At 66.5% G+C, this 14,338-nt stretch carries 15 protein-coding genes; 7 read left to right on the top strand and 8 right to left on the bottom strand.

Translation table 11 applies throughout. From position 1 onward, the window contains the following. Nucleotides 1-515, top strand: a 515-nt coding sequence (locus EJC49_RS17420) for a DUF805 domain-containing protein (protein ID WP_148106309.1), incomplete at its 5' end; no start/stop codon positions are given. Nucleotides 516-602: 87 nt separating this feature from the next. Here the strand turns inward: EJC49_RS17420 and leuB are convergent. The 6 genes from leuB to EJC49_RS17450 form a co-directional block, all read right to left on the bottom strand. Beyond that, nucleotides 603-1,715 (bottom strand): 3-isopropylmalate dehydrogenase, encoded by a 1,113-nt coding sequence (gene leuB / locus EJC49_RS17425; RefSeq protein ID WP_126701212.1) that lies wholly within the window; start codon nucleotides 1,713-1,715, stop codon nucleotides 603-605. Nucleotides 1,716-1,868: 153 nt separating this feature from the next. Next, nucleotides 1,869-2,474: a 3-isopropylmalate dehydratase small subunit gene (gene leuD, locus EJC49_RS17430; RefSeq protein WP_126701213.1), complete on the bottom strand. Its 606-nt coding sequence runs from the start codon at nucleotides 2,472-2,474 to the stop codon at nucleotides 1,869-1,871. Between the two features lie 132 nt (nucleotides 2,475-2,606). Continuing rightward, the gene (locus tag EJC49_RS17435) at nucleotides 2,607-3,110 is read right to left on the bottom strand and encodes a hypothetical protein (protein ID WP_126701214.1); all 504 of its coding nucleotides are present in this window, start codon (nucleotides 3,108-3,110) and stop codon (nucleotides 2,607-2,609) included. Beyond that, a complete protein-coding gene (locus tag EJC49_RS17440; protein ID WP_126701215.1) occupies nucleotides 3,110-3,454 on the bottom strand; it encodes a hypothetical protein in 345 nt (114 codons plus the stop codon). Before EJC49_RS17440 ends, EJC49_RS17435 begins: the two co-directional genes overlap by 1 nt. A gap of 153 nt (nucleotides 3,455-3,607) precedes the next feature. Then, a complete protein-coding gene (locus tag EJC49_RS17445; RefSeq protein ID WP_126701216.1) occupies nucleotides 3,608-4,552 on the bottom strand; it encodes a helix-turn-helix domain-containing protein in 945 nt (314 codons plus the stop codon). A 110-nt stretch (nucleotides 4,553-4,662) separates the two neighbouring features. Next, nucleotides 4,663-5,832: an NAD(P)/FAD-dependent oxidoreductase gene (locus EJC49_RS17450; protein ID WP_126701217.1), complete on the bottom strand. Its 1,170-nt coding sequence runs from the start codon at nucleotides 5,830-5,832 to the stop codon at nucleotides 4,663-4,665. 95 nt (nucleotides 5,833-5,927) lie between these two features. On the opposite strand from EJC49_RS17450, the gene EJC49_RS17455 reads away from it, so the two are divergent. Both EJC49_RS17455 and glmM read left to right on the top strand, forming a co-directional pair. Continuing rightward, nucleotides 5,928-6,806 carry an HpcH/HpaI aldolase/citrate lyase family protein gene (locus EJC49_RS17455; RefSeq protein WP_126701218.1) on the top strand — a complete coding sequence of 293 codons (879 nt, stop codon included), beginning with the start codon at nucleotides 5,928-5,930 and terminating at the stop codon, nucleotides 6,804-6,806. Between the two features lie 145 nt (nucleotides 6,807-6,951). Further along, nucleotides 6,952-8,307 carry a phosphoglucosamine mutase gene (glmM, locus tag EJC49_RS17460; RefSeq protein ID WP_126701219.1) on the top strand — a complete coding sequence of 452 codons (1,356 nt, stop codon included), beginning with the start codon at nucleotides 6,952-6,954 and terminating at the stop codon, nucleotides 8,305-8,307. Nucleotides 8,308-8,353: 46 nt separating this feature from the next. Here glmM and EJC49_RS17465 read toward each other — a convergent pair whose 3' ends face one another. Both EJC49_RS17465 and EJC49_RS17470 read right to left on the bottom strand, forming a co-directional pair. After that, the gene (locus EJC49_RS17465; protein WP_126701220.1) at nucleotides 8,354-8,761 is read right to left on the bottom strand and encodes a hypothetical protein; all 408 of its coding nucleotides are present in this window, start codon (nucleotides 8,759-8,761) and stop codon (nucleotides 8,354-8,356) included. After that, on the bottom strand, nucleotides 8,758-9,021 hold the full coding sequence (locus EJC49_RS17470) for a type II toxin-antitoxin system prevent-host-death family antitoxin (RefSeq protein WP_126701221.1): 264 nt from the start codon (nucleotides 9,019-9,021) through the stop codon (nucleotides 8,758-8,760). The genes EJC49_RS17465 and EJC49_RS17470 overlap by 4 nt, the downstream gene beginning before the upstream one ends. 252 nt (nucleotides 9,022-9,273) lie before the next feature. On the opposite strand from EJC49_RS17470, the gene EJC49_RS17475 reads away from it, so the two are divergent. The 4 genes from EJC49_RS17475 to serA all read left to right on the top strand — a co-directional run bounded on the left by EJC49_RS17475 (nucleotide 9,274) and on the right by serA (nucleotide 14,270). Continuing rightward, entirely contained in the window at nucleotides 9,274-10,125 is an 852-nt protein-coding gene (locus EJC49_RS17475) for an outer membrane protein (RefSeq protein WP_126701222.1), read from the top strand. 225 nt (nucleotides 10,126-10,350) lie between these two features. Then, nucleotides 10,351-11,106 carry an outer membrane protein gene (locus EJC49_RS17480; RefSeq protein ID WP_126701223.1) on the top strand — a complete coding sequence of 252 codons (756 nt, stop codon included), beginning with the start codon at nucleotides 10,351-10,353 and terminating at the stop codon, nucleotides 11,104-11,106. 200 nt (nucleotides 11,107-11,306) lie between these two features. Next, nucleotides 11,307-12,479: a phosphoserine transaminase gene (locus EJC49_RS17485; RefSeq protein WP_126701224.1), complete on the top strand. Its 1,173-nt coding sequence runs from the start codon at nucleotides 11,307-11,309 to the stop codon at nucleotides 12,477-12,479. A gap of 192 nt (nucleotides 12,480-12,671) precedes the next feature. Beyond that, nucleotides 12,672-14,270, top strand: coding sequence for a phosphoglycerate dehydrogenase (gene serA / locus EJC49_RS17490; RefSeq protein ID WP_126701225.1), 1,599 nt, complete (start codon nucleotides 12,672-12,674; stop codon nucleotides 14,268-14,270). Nucleotides 14,271-14,338 lie beyond the last annotated feature (68 nt).

Genomic DNA, 14,338 nt, shown 5'->3' on the forward strand with positions numbered 1-14,338 from the left:
CCGCGTCCGCAGCCCCGCGCGAGACGCGGCCGACCGGCGCGGTTCCGTCCGTTTCGGCCGGTGCCATGGCGTCCGCGCCGCCGATGCCGCGCCAGGCCGCGGAGGCGGCCGATGCTCTCTCGCTGTTCGGCTACTTCAAGGCGTGCGTCACCGGCGGCTACGCGCGTTTCCGCGGCCGTGCGCGCCGCAAGGAATACTGGGGCTTCGTGCTGTTCTTCCTGGTCACGATGACCGTGCTTGCGCTCGTCGCCCTGTTCATCGACGCCGCTCTCGGAAACCTCGACCGTGACGAGCCGATCACGCTCGCCATCCTGCCGGGTCTCTTCGGACTGGCGATGGTGCTGCCGTCGGTCGCCGTCACCGTCCGCCGCATCCACGACATCGGCCTGTCGGGCTGGTTCGTGCTGCTCGGGCTCATTCCCACCATCGGCAGCCTGATCATCCTGGTCTTCGCCTTGGTGCCCTCGCAGAAGAACCCCAACAGATGGGGCGAGGTGCCGCCGGGCGTTTCCTGATCCGGATCGCGCTCGCCCCCTCAATGCGCGAAGGTCCGGCGCGTCGCCGCGCCGGCCCTCGATCGGTCGTGGCCGGGTGGATTGCTCTCAGGCCGAGAGCGCCAAGAACTTCTCCACGATCGCGTCGCCCATCTGGACCGTGCCGACCTTGGTCATGCCATCCGACATGATGTCGGCGGTGCGCAGGCCGTCGTCGAGCACCGCGGCGATCGCGGCTTCGAGACGGTCGGCCTCGGCCACCATGTTGAACGAGTAGCGCAGGCACATGGCGAAGGAGGCGATCATGGCGATCGGGTTGGCGATGCCCTGGCCGGCGATGTCGGGCGCGGAGCCGTGCACGGGCTCGTAGAGCGCCTTGCGCTTGCCCGTCATGGCGTCCGGCGCGCCGAGAGAGGCGGACGGCAGCATGCCGAGCGAGCCCGTCAGCATCGCCGCCACGTCCGACAGCATGTCGCCGAACAGGTTGTCGGTCACGATCACGTCGAACTGCTTGGGCCAGCGCACCAGCTGCATGCCGCCCGCGTCGGCCAGCATGTGGGACAGCTCGACGTCGGAGTAGTGCGCCTTGTGGGTGGCGGTCACCACCTCGTTCCAGAGCACGCCCGACTTCATGACGTTGCGCTTTTCCATCGAGCAGACCTTGTTCTTGCGCGTGCGCGCCAGTTCGAAGGCCACGCCCGCGATGCGCTCGATCTCGAACGTGTCGTAGACCTGCGTGTCGATGCCGCGCTTCTGGCCGTTGCCGAGATCGATGATCTCCTTCGGCTCGCCGAAATAGACGCCGCCGGTCAGCTCGCGGATGATCAGGATGTCGAGGCCTTCGACCACCTCGGGCTTCAGCGACGACGACTGCGCCAGCGCCGGATAGCAGATCGCCGGACGCAGGTTGGCAAACAGCTGCATGTCCTTGCGCAGGCGCAGAAGCCCCGCCTCCGGCCGCACCTCGTAGGGCACGGCGTCCCACTTCGGTCCGCCCACGGCCCCGAACAGCGTCGCGTCGGCGGCCATCGCCTTGCCCATGTCCGCGTCGGAGATCGCCTGGCCATGCGCGTCGTAGGCGCAGCCGCCGACCAGGCCCTCCTCGGTCTCGAAGCCGGCGCCCAGCTTCTCGTTCATGGCCGCGATCAGCTTCTTCACCTCCGCCATCGCCTCGGGGCCGATGCCGTCGCCGGCCAGAAGAAGGAGTTTGCGCGTGGCCATGGGTGGAAGTCTCCGTTGAGCTTGGAAATCGCGGGCTTTGCTAACCCCGCCCATGCGCGGGCGCAAGCGCAAATGGCTGCGCCGGCGCGAGCCGACTGGCGGCGTCCGGTTCGAGCCGGCGCGGGGTGAGGCGTCTCGTTTCGGGTGGCCGCCTCAGGCCCAGGGGCGGTTCTCGGTCAGCTTCTGCTCGTAGCTGGCGATCGCCGGTGCCTTCTCCATGGTCAGGCCGATGTCGTCGAGACCGTTCAGCATGCAGTGGCGGCGGAAGGAGTCGAGGTCGAAGGTGATGACACCGCCGTCGGGGCCGCGGATTTCCATGGCTTCCAGGTCGACCGTCAGCGTGGCGTTGGCGCCGCGCGAGGCGTCGTCCATCAGCTTGTCGAGATCCTCGGGGCTGACCGTGATCGGCAGGATGCCGTTCTTGAAGCAGTTATTGTAGAAGATGTCGGCGAACGAGGTCGAGATCACGCAGCGGATGCCGAAGTCCAGCAGCGCCCAGGGCGCGTGCTCGCGCGACGAACCGCAGCCGAAATTGTCGCCCGCGACCAGGATCTGCGCATTGCGATAGGCCGGCTTGTTCAGGACGAAGTCGGGATTTTCGGAGCCGTCCTCGTTGTAGCGCATCTCCGAGAACAGGCCGGTGCCGAGCCCGGTGCGCTTGATCGTCTTCAGGTAATCCTTCGGGATGATCATGTCGGTGTCGACGTTGATGATCGGCAGCGGAGCGGCGACGCCGGTGAGCTTGGTGAACTTGTCCATCGTTTTCGGCCCGTGGTCTGATGCGGCTAATGTGGCTGCGCACCGCTTTATACGGCTTGTCCGCACAAATCAAAGGGGCGCTGTGCGGCGCCCCTCCGGTCGTTTCCGTTGGCAAGGGAGTTTTCCGGCGCGTCAGCGCGCGGCCGGCTGTTCCAGCGCGCGCTCGATCCGGCTCGCGAAAGGGCGGACGACGCCGGCATCCTTCGCGCCCTGCACGCGCCAGTCGGCCATCTTCGTCCGCCAGTCGGCGATCAGCGCGCGCGCCGTGTCCCGCTGCGCCTCGGTCAGGCCTTCCCGCGATTCGAACTCGAGCAGCGGCCCAAGCACGGAATCCAGCTTCGACTGTTCGATGGCGGCGAAGTAGCCCTTCATCGTTCCATCGAGGGCCTGGCGCCAGGTCTGGCGTGAAAATCCCGCCTCGGCGATCCGTCCTTCATAGGCGGCATCTTCCTCGAACCAGATTTCTGCGGCTTCCTCGTCATAGGCGAGGTCGCCGAGATCCTCGACGAGTTGCTCCATCACTTCGACGACGCGCTCGACCTCCTTCGCCGACAGCGCCTTTGACGGCGACGACAGGAACATCGCCAGGGCAAGCGCCGCCAGCAGGATCGCGAAGACTTTCGACATCATGTTCATCAGCATTCCTCCAGCGCCATGCCGGTGGAGCGGTTGCGGGACTGGGCCTGCATCATCGATCCGCCGACCGAGGCCACCTGGCCCGCGATCGCACCGCCCTGGCCGGCATAGCCGCCGAGGGCGCCGGCTGCGGACAGCATCATCCCGGCCATGGCCGCGTTCTGGTTGGACTGCGCCGCTTGGCGGATCGTGTCGGCGCATTTGTCGCTGGCCGCGGCTCTGGTTGCCGCTGTCGCCGGTTTCGCCCGTGGCGGCGTGGTGGCCGCCGTGTCCTCGGTGGTCTGGCTGCATCCCGCGGCCAGGCCGCAGAGGACGAGCATAAGGGCCGTTCTCATCATCAACATGGTTCATCCATCCGTTCTGGCGACTGATCGCCGGGGACCGCGCACTTAGGCGTCGCGGAACGGATGGTCTCGGGCAGAGGCGAAGGGACTATGCGCCGGGCGAAGTCGGACCTGTCCGATCAACGGTCCCGACGGGCCGCCGGCCGTCCACCGTCACCGGTCGGTGCGGCGCATCGCGTCGGCGCGCACGTCGCGAGGGGTCGCGCCATAGCGTTTGCGAAAGGCGCGATTGAAGCTCGAAAGGTCGCCGAAGCCCGCCTCGAAGGCGATGGTGGCGATGGAAGCGTCGAGCCGCGTCTCGTCGCGCAGATCGAACCAGGCACGTTCCAGCCGCTTCTCGCGGACGTGGTCGGAGAAACTGGTTCCCTCGCCCGAAAACAGCAGCTGGACGTAGCGCGGGGTCACGCCATGCCTCCGCGCCAGGGTTTCCAGGTCGAGGTCGGGATCCGACAGCCGCCGGTCGATGTCGGCCTTGATGAGCTCGAGCCGGGCCCGCGAGAGCCCGCCGCGGGGCCGTTCGACGTCGCCCTGGGTCCCGACCAGCTCGCCGACCAGCCGATACATGTGCTCCGACGCGACCGCGGTCGGCGCGCTTTCCGGCAGTCCGCGCAGCAGGTCGGCATAGCCGCTGACGAGCGGCGCCATCGGCGACGCCCGCTCGAAGTGCCAGGCCGGCTTGGAAGCGATCCGGGGCGCCAGGTCCTCGAGCCGCTTGCGGTCGAGCGCCAGGATCAGCGACCCCGTTCCCGGCAGGCGGAACTCGTAAGGGCTCGACTCGTCGATCAGCACCACGTCGCCGGCGCCGACGGACCACTGGCGCCCATCGATCGCAAGCTCGTAGTCGGTGTCGTGGATCGACAGGACGTAGTTGCCGCGCCCGTCAGCCAGCATGTCGGGTCGCCGGGCCCCTTTCACGGCGCTGTATCGGGTCGACGACACCACGATGCCGTTCTCGATCCGGCGAGCGGCGAGGAAGTAATCGAAGCTGGCGACGTCGCGCGGTTCGAACCGCAACCCCGCGATGCGCGAAGACACGAAATCATGCAGATAGGCCATGCGCTGACGAAACGGGACGTCGCCGGTCGAAATACTTTGCATGGGACCTTCCACAGGCCGGATGACGCGACGGTTCAGGGAGCGATGCTCATAGAAAGAAGCATCGGTGCGGTCAATCGGCACCTGCCGGCGGTTGGAAGCTCGGGTTTTCTCTAGATCACGTTCAGTTCGCGATACGCCCGGCCGGCCGCCACGCGCTCGTAGCCGAAGACCGAACAGTCGATGGTGCGATAGGCGCCATGGACGATCAGTTCGGCCAGCGCCTTGCCCACGGCGGGCGCCTGCTGCAGGCCGTGGCCGGAGAACCCGTTGGCGAAGAGAAGGTTTTCGACCTCCGGATGCGGGCCGATCACGGCGTTCTGGTCGAGCGTGTTGTAGTCGTAGTGGCCGGCCCAGGCGCGGGTGGCCTTGATCGCCTCGAAGGCGGGAATGCGCGTCGCCAGCACCGGCCAGATCGTCTCCTCGAACAGCGGCCAGTCCGGCTCGAAGTCGGCCGGGTCGGCGGCGGCGTCGGTGTCGTGGGGTTCCGCGCCGCCGGTGATGTAGACCGAGCCTTCCGGCCGCACGTAGACGCCCGAGGGGTCCACCAGCAGCGGCATGTCGTCGAAGCGCTCGCGTGCCTCGAACACGAAGACCGAGCGCTTGCGCGGCTCCACCGGCAACGCGATGCCGGCCATGGCCGCAACCTTCCCGGCATTCGGGCCGGCGGCATTGACCACGATCCCCGCATCGAGCGTCTCGCCATAGTCCAGCGTCACCGCCGTCAAGCGGTTCCCTTCGCGGGCGATCGCCGTCGCCGAGGCCTCGATCATGTCGACGGACTTCGTCCTCAGCGCCTTGCGGAACAGCGACAGCAGCGCGTGCGCGTCGAACCAGCCTTCGCCGGTGCGGCCGAAGGCGCCGGCGGCGATGCCCTCCGTCGACAGCCAGGAAAAGCGCTTCTCCAGCGCCCCCGCATCCTCCAGCAGGATGTCGGCGCCCTCGGCCGCCTGCACGCGGTGGTTCGCCTCGAGCACCGGCCGGCCGTCCTCGGAAGCGAGGATCAGATAGCCCTTCTCGCGAAAGCCGATGTCGGCGTCCGCGCCGAACTCCGCCTTCAGCCGCCGGAACAGGTCGAGCGTGTAGCGCGACAGGCGGATGTTCTCCGGGATCGAGAACTGTTGCCGGATCGACGCGCAGGACAGCGTGGTCGCGGCGTGTTCGAAGCGCGGATCACGCTCGATCAGCGCGATCGAGCCGGAAAAGCCCTCCTCGCGAAGTTGCCAGGCCAGCGAGGCGCCGACGATGGCGCCGCCGATGATGACGATGTCGTAGCCGGCCACGCGGGTCTCCTGGCGATTGGCGATGCGATCCTTGCTGGCTCTGCCGGAACCTCCGCGGACTTGCAAGAGGCCTGGCGCCTTGCGATGACGGTCCCATGAGCAATGCCCACCGCCCCCGTCGTTCCGTCCTCTACGTGCCCGCTTCCAGCGAAAAGGCGCTCGCCAAGGCGCCGACCCTTCCCTGCGACGCCGTCGTCGTCGACCTGGAAGACGCGGTGGCGCCGACCGCCAAGGCCGAGGCTCGCGCCAGGCTGGCCGGGGTCTTCGCCGCCCGGCGCGCCGGCGGCCCGGACCTCGTCATCCGCGTCAATGCCTTGTCGAGCCCGTGGGGCGCCGACGATCTCAAGGCTGCGGCGGATTGCGCGCCGGATGCCATCCTCCTGCCCAAGGTCGATGGCCCGAAAGACGTGCTGGCTGCCGACGACATGCTGGACTCGCTCGACGCCGATCCGGCCATCAAGCTCTGGTCCATGATCGAAACGCCGAAGGGCCTGCTCAATCTCGGCCCCATCGCCGAGCTTGGTCGCGATCCCGCCGCGCGCCTCGCCTGCCTCGTCGCCGGCACCAACGACCTCGTCAAGGAGACCGGCGTGCGGATGACCCCGGATCGTCGGTGGCTGCTGGGCTGGCTGCAGCAGATCGTGGTCGCGGCGCGGGCCGGCGGGCTCGACGCGCTCGACGGCGTCTCCAACGATTTTCGGGATCTCGAAGCCTTTGCGCGCGAATGCGACCAGGGCCGCGCCATGGGCTTCGACGGCAAGACGCTGATCCATCCGGCCCAGGTGGAGCCGGCCAACCGCGCCTTCTCGCCTTCACCCGATGAAATCACCGAGGCGCGCGCCGTCGTCGCAGCCTTCGCGCTGCCGGACAATGCCGGCAAGGGCGTGATCCAGATCGACGGCCGCATGGTCGAGCGACTGCATCTCGACCAGGCCGAGAGGCTTCTCGCGAAGGCCGGGAACCTGGCGTCTTAACCACTCCTTCACCTTTTTGATCGGTCGCTCCGACCGACAATAATCGGTTACATCGTCTCATATATTGTGATTACGGGATGGGTGGTTGCTATGGCACACCCTGCGGTCAGGGGATCAGGGCAGAGCGGCGAGGAAATCGACAGGCATGTCGTCGAAACAATATTTTGGAACCGACGGGATCCGGGGACGGGCCAATTCCTTTCCGATGACCGCCGAAGTGGCGATGAAGGTCGGCATGGCCGCGGGCCTGTCCTTCCAGCGCGGCAGTCACCGCCACCGCGTGGTCATCGGCAAGGACACCAGGCTTTCGGGCTACATGATCGAGAACGCCATGGTGGCGGGCTTCTGCGCCGCGGGCATGGACGTCTTCCTGCTCGGGCCGGTGCCGACGCCGGCCGTCGCCATGCTGTCGCGGTCCCTGCGCGCCGACATCGGCGTCATGATCTCGGCCTCGCACAACCCCTATTACGACAACGGTATCAAGCTGTTCGGGCCGGACGGCTACAAGCTCTCGGACGAGATCGAGACGCGCATCGAGGGGATGCTCGACAAGGATCTCTCGCGCCAGCTCGCCAATTCCGAGGGGCTTGGCCGCGCCAAGCGCATCGACGGCGTGCATGATCGCTACATCGAGTTCGCCAAGCGCACCCTGCCGCGCTCCATGTCGCTGGCCGGCATGCGCATCGTCATCGATTGCGCCAACGGCGCCGCCTACAAGGTCGCGCCCGCCGCGCTGTGGGAACTCGGCGCCGAGGTCTTCGCCATCCACGACGAGCCGAACGGCTTCAACATCAACGACGGCTGCGGCTCCACGGCCCCCCAGAGCCTGTGCGAGAAGGTGCGCGAAGTGCGCGCCGACATCGGCATCGCGCTCGACGGCGACGCCGACCGCATGATCATCGTCGACCAGAACGGCGAGATCGTCGACGGCGACCAGATCATGGCCGTCATCGCCGAGTCCTGGCACCAGGCGGGCCGCCTCGCGGGCGGTGGCGTGGTTGCCACGGTCATGTCCAATCTCGGCCTCGAGCGCCATCTGGGCACGCTCGGTCTTGCCCTGCACCGCACCAAGGTGGGCGACCGCTACGTGGTCGAGCACATGCGGGCGCAGGGGTTCAATCTCGGCGGCGAGCAGTCCGGGCACATCGTGCTGTCGGATTTCGCCACCACCGGCGACGGTCTGGTCGCGGCGTTGCAGGTGCTCGCCTGCATCAAGCGCTCCAACCGCCCCGCGAGCGAAGTCTGCCGCAAGTTCGAGCCGGTGCCGCAGGTGTTGAAGAACGTCCGCTTCAATGGCGGGCGGCCGCTCGAAAGCGAACCGGTGCGCGCGATGATCGAAGAGGCCCGCCAGCGCCTCGGCACGGCCGGGCGCCTCGTGATCCGCCCTTCAGGCACCGAACCGCTCATCCGCGTCATGGCCGAGGGGGACGATCCTTCCCTGGTCGAGACCGTGGTCGACGACATCGTCGGCGCGATCGGCAACATCAAGACCGCCGCCTGACGTTTCCGCGCCCGGCCAGGTCCTCGCACCTGGGACCAGCATCCAGCTATCGGCGGCTCAGTCCGGCGATCGGCCGACGTTCACGCATTGCCTCGAGGAACCGTCGCGCCACCTTTTCCAGGAAACGCGAGCTGAATGTCCCGACGGGGGTGGTGCTTTCGAAGTCGTAGAGTTCGTCGGGGCGGACCCTGTTGTAGTCGTCGAGAACGAGATGGCTCGTCTTGTCGGCACCAAGTCCCACGCGCCGCCGTTCGGTCTCCGGAATGATCTCGTAGATCCTCTCGGTGCCCGGCTCGGCAGGTCTTGGAACCCGGCTCGATATGGGGAAGAGGTAGAGCCATCCGTTCACTTCCATCATCAGGCACACCCGCCGGATCTTGCGACCGCTTTCCTCTCCGCGCTCCGCTTCATGGCCCCAGAGGTAGTTGTAGCGATAGACCTCTCCTCGCTTCATTCTTCACCCTTGGCCTCGTCGAGGATCTGACGGAAACCGGCCGTGAGGTTTTCGAGATCGTCTTCCGGCGCGTTGGCGAGCGTGAAGGCACGCCCCTCACGCCGTCCGGCGGCCAATTGCTCCAGCCGCTCGTATTCCTCCATGGGCATCATCATCACCTTGGCCTTGCCGCGCTTGGCCAGGGAAACCTTTCCCGCCATGGCAGCGTCGAGCACGTCGCCCGACCGGCGGCTTAGATCCGAGAACGTGAACTGCTTCATGAGCGCCTCCTGTCTGTATCATCTGTATTTTACAGATGATACAGACTTGCCGCAAGGACGCCGCGCTCGGATCTCGTCCGGTGCGCTGGGGGAGCCCGTCGACCGCGCTCCGGTCCGGGCGCCCCGCCGGGAAAACTCCAAACACGGTAAACGAACAGGGTTAAATCCTATTTAACCTTTGGGTTTCATTATCCTAGTCGAGTTCAACCACATCCCGGCTCGACGACGCCGGGACTCGCAAGGACATCCCTCATGCTGAAGCCCGTCAGGCTGATCATCGCAGCGCTCGCGCTCGGCGGCGTTTCACCAGCCCTCGCAGCGGACATCTACGAACCGCCGGTCATCGAGTACCAGCCGCCCGCGCCGATCTACCAGGAGGTCGGCGGATGGTACATTCGCGGCGACATCGACTATCATTGGCCGAAACTGCGCGGCACCGAATACATCACCTACGGCTGCTGCACCCCCGATCCCGGCACCAACCGCTTCGGCGAGACAAGCCTCAAGGGCGCGCTGTCGCTCGGCGCCGGCGTCGGCTACCAGATCAACCGCCATTTCCGCACCGACCTGACCGGCGACTACTGGTTCAAGTCCAAGTTCACGGGCAGCACGAGCGGCTCCTGCGGCGGCAACCCGTGCGTCTCGGTCGACGAGTCGGACATGAGCGCGCTGCTGCTTCTCGCCAATGCCTATGTGGACCTCGGCACCTATTACGGCGTCACGCCCTACATCGGCGCCGGCCTGGGTGGCGCGCATGTCAAGTGGGGCGACCTGCGCAACACGATCGGCGTCAACACGGACGTCCACAAGGGCGTGTCGAGCTGGCGCTTTGCCTACGCCCTGATGGCCGGTGCCTCCTACTGCATCACCCAGAACCTGCAGGCGGACCTCGGCTACCGCTACAGCCGCATCGAAGGCGGCCGCATGTTCCAGGAGTATTCGCCTTCCGGTGAATCGATCGGCGTCGGCCCCGGCTTCGACCATGGCATCAACACCCACGAGGTTCGTGGCGGCCTGCGCTGGACCTTCGGCGGCAACACCAACTGCGCCCCCGAGCAGGTCGCCTTCCAGCCCGAGCCGGTCTTCCAGCCGGTCTACAAGTAGGCGTCTTCCTCCATCGATTGCCTTTCCCGAAAGGCCGTCCGGCGTCGAGCCGGGCGGCCTTCGTCGTTTGCCTGGGGCGCGGGGCGCCAGCGCAAGTCCCTGAAAATACGGCCCGCGGCCGGTCGGTATGCTTAACCCGCATTTAACCACTATGGTTAACAATGCCTCATGACCCGGCGATGAAGCGCACGCTCCGCCCGGTCGCGTTATACCGGAGTGAGGCCCATGAAACTGCTATCCCGTTTCCTGCTGACGAGCGCCGCCCTGGCGGCATGGCCGCTCGGGCAGGCCGTCGCGGCCGACTACGACGCGCCTCTCTACATCGAGGAGGCGCCGGAATACGTCCCGGTCGAGATCGGCTCGGGCTGGTACCTGCGCGGCGACGTCGGCTACAATTTCGGCAAGCCGTTCCGCAATCTCGACTGGGGTGGCCCCACCGTCGTCGACGAAGCCTATGACGAGTCCCATACCGCCTTCTCGGGTTCGGTCGGCTTCGGCTACCATTTTTCCGAGTTCTTCCGGGGCGATCTGAATCTCGGCTTCCTCAGCAGCAACGACCAGAACCTGTCCTATGGCGACGCCGGTGTCAGTTCCACCACCGTTTCCGTCGACAACAGGGTCTGGATGGGCATGGCGAATGCCTATGTCGATCTCGGCACCTATGTCGGCATCACGCCCTATCTCGGCGGCGGTCTCGGCATCGCCTATGCCGAGCGGAAGCAAAGCTACGCCGTCGACTACGACGACATCCTGACGCCAGACATCGACCAGCACGACGACAAGAACCAGGTCACCTGGGCCTACAGCCTGAATGCCGGCGCAAGCTACCAGTTCACGCAAAACGTCTCCGTCGACGTCGGCTACAGCTACCTCGCCGCGCCTTCTCTGGAATACGCCACGATCCGGAACGGCGAGCCCGAGATCGCCAAGGGCATGAAGGTTCACCAGGTCAAGGTCGGGCTTCGCTACGATCTCTGGTAGCCCCGGATCCACCCCGACACCCCGACGAGACGGCGGCTTGTCCGCCGTCCTTTCGTTTTGCCGGCGTCCAGACTGCTTCCCCGCCATCCTTCCAGCGACGAAAACTTTGCCCTTGACGCCAAGGGGGTGAAGGGAATATCGCCGTCCGTGGGCCACCCCTCCCCAACGAGCGGGCTTACTATCTGGAAGGATAGACCACGATGACCATCTCCAAGCCCGGACTCCGTCCGGCATCCCCCAACTTTTCCTCCGGCCCCTGCGCCAAACGTCCCGGCTGGTCGCCTCAGGCGCTCGCCAACGCGCCGCTCGGCCGCTCGCACCGCGCCAAGGTCGGCAAGGCCCGCCTCGAACGCGCCATCGACCTCACCCGCGAAATCCTGAACGTCCCGGCCGACTATCGCATCGGCATCGTACCGGCCTCCGACACCGGCGCGGTCGAGATGGCGATGTGGTCGCTGCTCGGCGAGCGCGGCGTCGACATGGTCGCCTGGGAAAGCTTCGGCGCCGGCTGGGTCACCGACGTCGTCAAGCAGCTGAAGCTTGCGGACGCGCGCACCATCGAGGCGCCCTATGGCGGACTGCCCGACCTCTCCACCATCGATTTCGACCGCGACGTGGTCTTCACCTGGAACGGCACGACGTCGGGCGTGCGCGTGCCGAACGGCGACTTCATTCCGTCTGACCGCAAGGGCCTGACGATCTGCGACGCCACCTCGGCGGCCTTCGCCCAGCGCCTCGATTTCGCCAAGCTCGACGTCGTCACCTTCTCCTGGCAGAAGGTGCTGGGCGGCGAGGGCGCGCACGGCATGCTGATCCTCTCGCCCCGCGCGGTCGAGCGGCTGGAGACCTACAAGCCCGCCTGGCCGCTGCCCAAGATCTTCCGCCTCACCTCGGGCGGCAAGCTGATCGAGGGCATCTTCAAGGGCGAGACCATCAACACGCCCTCCATGCTGTGCGTGGAAGACTACATCGACGCGCTCGAATGGGCGAAGTCGGTGGGCGGGCTCGACGGGCTCGTCGCCCGCGCCGACGCCAACTTCGCCGTGCTCGACCGCTTCGTGAAGGCTTCGTCCTGGCTCGGCCATCTCGCCGTCGACCCGGCGACGCGCTCCAACACTTCGGTCTGCCTGTCGATCGTCGATCCCGACATCGCCGCGCTCGACGAGGACGCGCAGGCGGTCTTCGCCAAGAACCTGGCCGCGCTGCTCGAAAAGGAAGGGGCCGCCTACGACATCGGCGCCTATCGCGACGCGCCTCCCGGCCTGCGCATCTGGGCCGGCGCGACCGTGGAGACGCACGACCTGGAGGCGCTGCTCCCCTGGCTCGACTGGGCTTTTGCAACGCAGAAAGCCGCGCTCAAGGCCGCGGCCTGATCTCTTTACCCTCCCCCTTGTGGGGAGGGTGGCCCGAAGGGCCGGGTGGGGGTGGCCGCGACGCTCTGGACCGGACAGGTCCAGGTCGCCCTCCCGCACCTGCCCGCCAGATTGAACCAAACCCATCCGTCGGCCCGCCGACACCCTCCCTCGCAAGGGGGAGAGGGCACACATCCTCGAAGGACCACACCCATGCCCCGCGTTCTCGTTTCCGACGCCCTTTCCACCACCGCCGTGCAGATCTTCAAGGATCGCGGCGTCGACGTCGACTATCTGCCGGAGATCGGCAAGGACAAGGACAAGCTCGCCGAGATCATCGGCCAGTATGACGGCCTCGCCATCCGCTCGGCCACCAAGGTCACCGAGAAGCTGATCGCGGCGGCCGAAAACCTCAAGGTGATCGGCCGCGCCGGCATCGGCGTCGACAACGTCGACATCCCGGCCGCCTCCCGCAAGGGCATCATCGTGATGAACACGCCCTTCGGCAATTCCATCACGACGGCCGAGCACGCGGTGGCGCTGATGTTCGCCGTCGCGCGCCAGATCCCCGAGGCCAATGCCTCCACCCACGCCGGCAAGTGGGAGAAGAACAAGTTCATGGGCGTCGAGATCACCGGCAAGACGCTCGGCGTCATCGGCTGCGGCAACATCGGCTCGATCGTGGCGACCCGCGGCATCGGCCTCAAGATGCACGTCGTCGGCTTCGACCCGTTCCTGTCGGAGAGCCGCGCCTCCGAACTCGGCATCGAGAAGGTCGAGCTCGACGAGCTCTTCGCCCGCGCCGACTTCATCACGCTGCACACGCCGCTGACCGACAAGACCCGCAACATCATCAACGCCGCGTCGATCGCGAAGATGAAGGACGGCGTGCGCATCATCAACTGCGCCCGCGGCGGACTGATCGTCGAGGCAGACCTCGTCGAGGCCTTGAAGTCCGGCAAGGTCGCAGGTGCCGGCATCGACGTGTTCGAGGTCGAGCCGGCCACCGAAAACGCGCTGTTCGACATGCCGAACGTGGTCTGCACGCCGCATCTGGGCGCCTCCACGTCCGAGGCGCAGGAAAACGTGGCCTTGCAGGTCGCCGAGCAGATGTCCGACTACCTGATCAAGGGCGCGGTCTCCAACGCCATCAACATGCCCTCGATCACCGCCGAGGAAGCCCCGCGCCTGAAGCCGTTCGTCAAGCTCGCCGAAGTGCTCGGCGCCTTCGTCGGCCAGGTCACCGACGATCCGATCAAGGAGGTCGAGATCCTGTTCGACGGCGCCACGGCGACGATGAACACCAAGGCGCTGACGAGTGCCGCCCTCGCCGGCCTCATCCGGCCGCAGGTCTCCGACGTCAACATGGTCTCGGCGCCGATCATGGTGAAGGAGCGCGGCATCATCCTGTCGGAGGTGCGCCGCGACAAGTCCGGCGTGTTCGACGGCTACATCAAGCTCACGGTCAAGACCGAGCACATGACGCGCTCGATCGCGGGCACCTGCTTCTCCGACGGCAAGCCGCGCTTCATCCAGATCAAGGGCATCAACCTCGATGCCGAGGTCGGCGAGCACATGCTCTACACCACCAATGCCGACGCGCCGGGCATCATCGGCCTGCTCGGCTCCATCTGCGGCGGCAACGGCGTCAACATCGCCAACTTCCATCTCGGCCGCGACCGGCCGGGCGGCGATGCCATCGCGTTGCTTTACCTCGACGAGCCCTTCCCGCAGGATGTTCTGGCGGAACTGCGCGCCAATCCGAAGATCGATTCGGCAAAGCCGTTGCGGTTCGACGTCACCGCGGCTTGATTGTCCTGCCACTAACCATTCGTGGGCCAAAAGTCCGCGAATGGTTATTTATCCTTAAAACTTCTGCG

The sequence above is a fragment of the Aquibium carbonis genome (genome assembly GCF_003970795.1).
In the GTDB taxonomy this organism is placed as follows: domain Bacteria; phylum Pseudomonadota; class Alphaproteobacteria; order Rhizobiales; family Rhizobiaceae; genus Aquibium; species Aquibium carbonis.

Excerpts from the sequence above, each read along its gene's own strand:
- serA (WP_126701225.1), top strand. The coding sequence starts at position 12,672 with ATGCCCCGCGTTCTCGTTTCCGACGCCCTTTCCACCACCGCCGTGCAG.
- EJC49_RS17465 (WP_126701220.1), bottom strand. The coding sequence starts at position 8,761 with ATGAAGCGAGGAGAGGTCTATCGCTACAACTACCTCTGGGGCCATGAA.
- glmM (WP_126701219.1), top strand. The coding sequence starts at position 6,952 with ATGTCGTCGAAACAATATTTTGGAACCGACGGGATCCGGGGACGGGCC.
- EJC49_RS17480 (WP_126701223.1), top strand. The coding sequence starts at position 10,351 with ATGAAACTGCTATCCCGTTTCCTGCTGACGAGCGCCGCCCTGGCGGCA.
- EJC49_RS17445 (WP_126701216.1), bottom strand. The coding sequence starts at position 4,552 with ATGCAAAGTATTTCGACCGGCGACGTCCCGTTTCGTCAGCGCATGGCC.
- EJC49_RS17485 (WP_126701224.1), top strand. The coding sequence starts at position 11,307 with ATGACCATCTCCAAGCCCGGACTCCGTCCGGCATCCCCCAACTTTTCC.
- EJC49_RS17435 (WP_126701214.1), bottom strand. The coding sequence starts at position 3,110 with ATGAACATGATGTCGAAAGTCTTCGCGATCCTGCTGGCGGCGCTTGCC.
- EJC49_RS17440 (WP_126701215.1), bottom strand. The coding sequence starts at position 3,454 with ATGTTGATGATGAGAACGGCCCTTATGCTCGTCCTCTGCGGCCTGGCC.
- EJC49_RS17455 (WP_126701218.1), top strand. The coding sequence starts at position 5,928 with ATGAGCAATGCCCACCGCCCCCGTCGTTCCGTCCTCTACGTGCCCGCT.
- EJC49_RS17475 (WP_126701222.1), top strand. The coding sequence starts at position 9,274 with ATGCTGAAGCCCGTCAGGCTGATCATCGCAGCGCTCGCGCTCGGCGGC.
- leuB (WP_126701212.1), bottom strand. The coding sequence starts at position 1,715 with ATGGCCACGCGCAAACTCCTTCTTCTGGCCGGCGACGGCATCGGCCCC.
- leuD (WP_126701213.1), bottom strand. The coding sequence starts at position 2,474 with ATGGACAAGTTCACCAAGCTCACCGGCGTCGCCGCTCCGCTGCCGATC.
- EJC49_RS17470 (WP_126701221.1), bottom strand. The coding sequence starts at position 9,021 with ATGAAGCAGTTCACGTTCTCGGATCTAAGCCGCCGGTCGGGCGACGTG.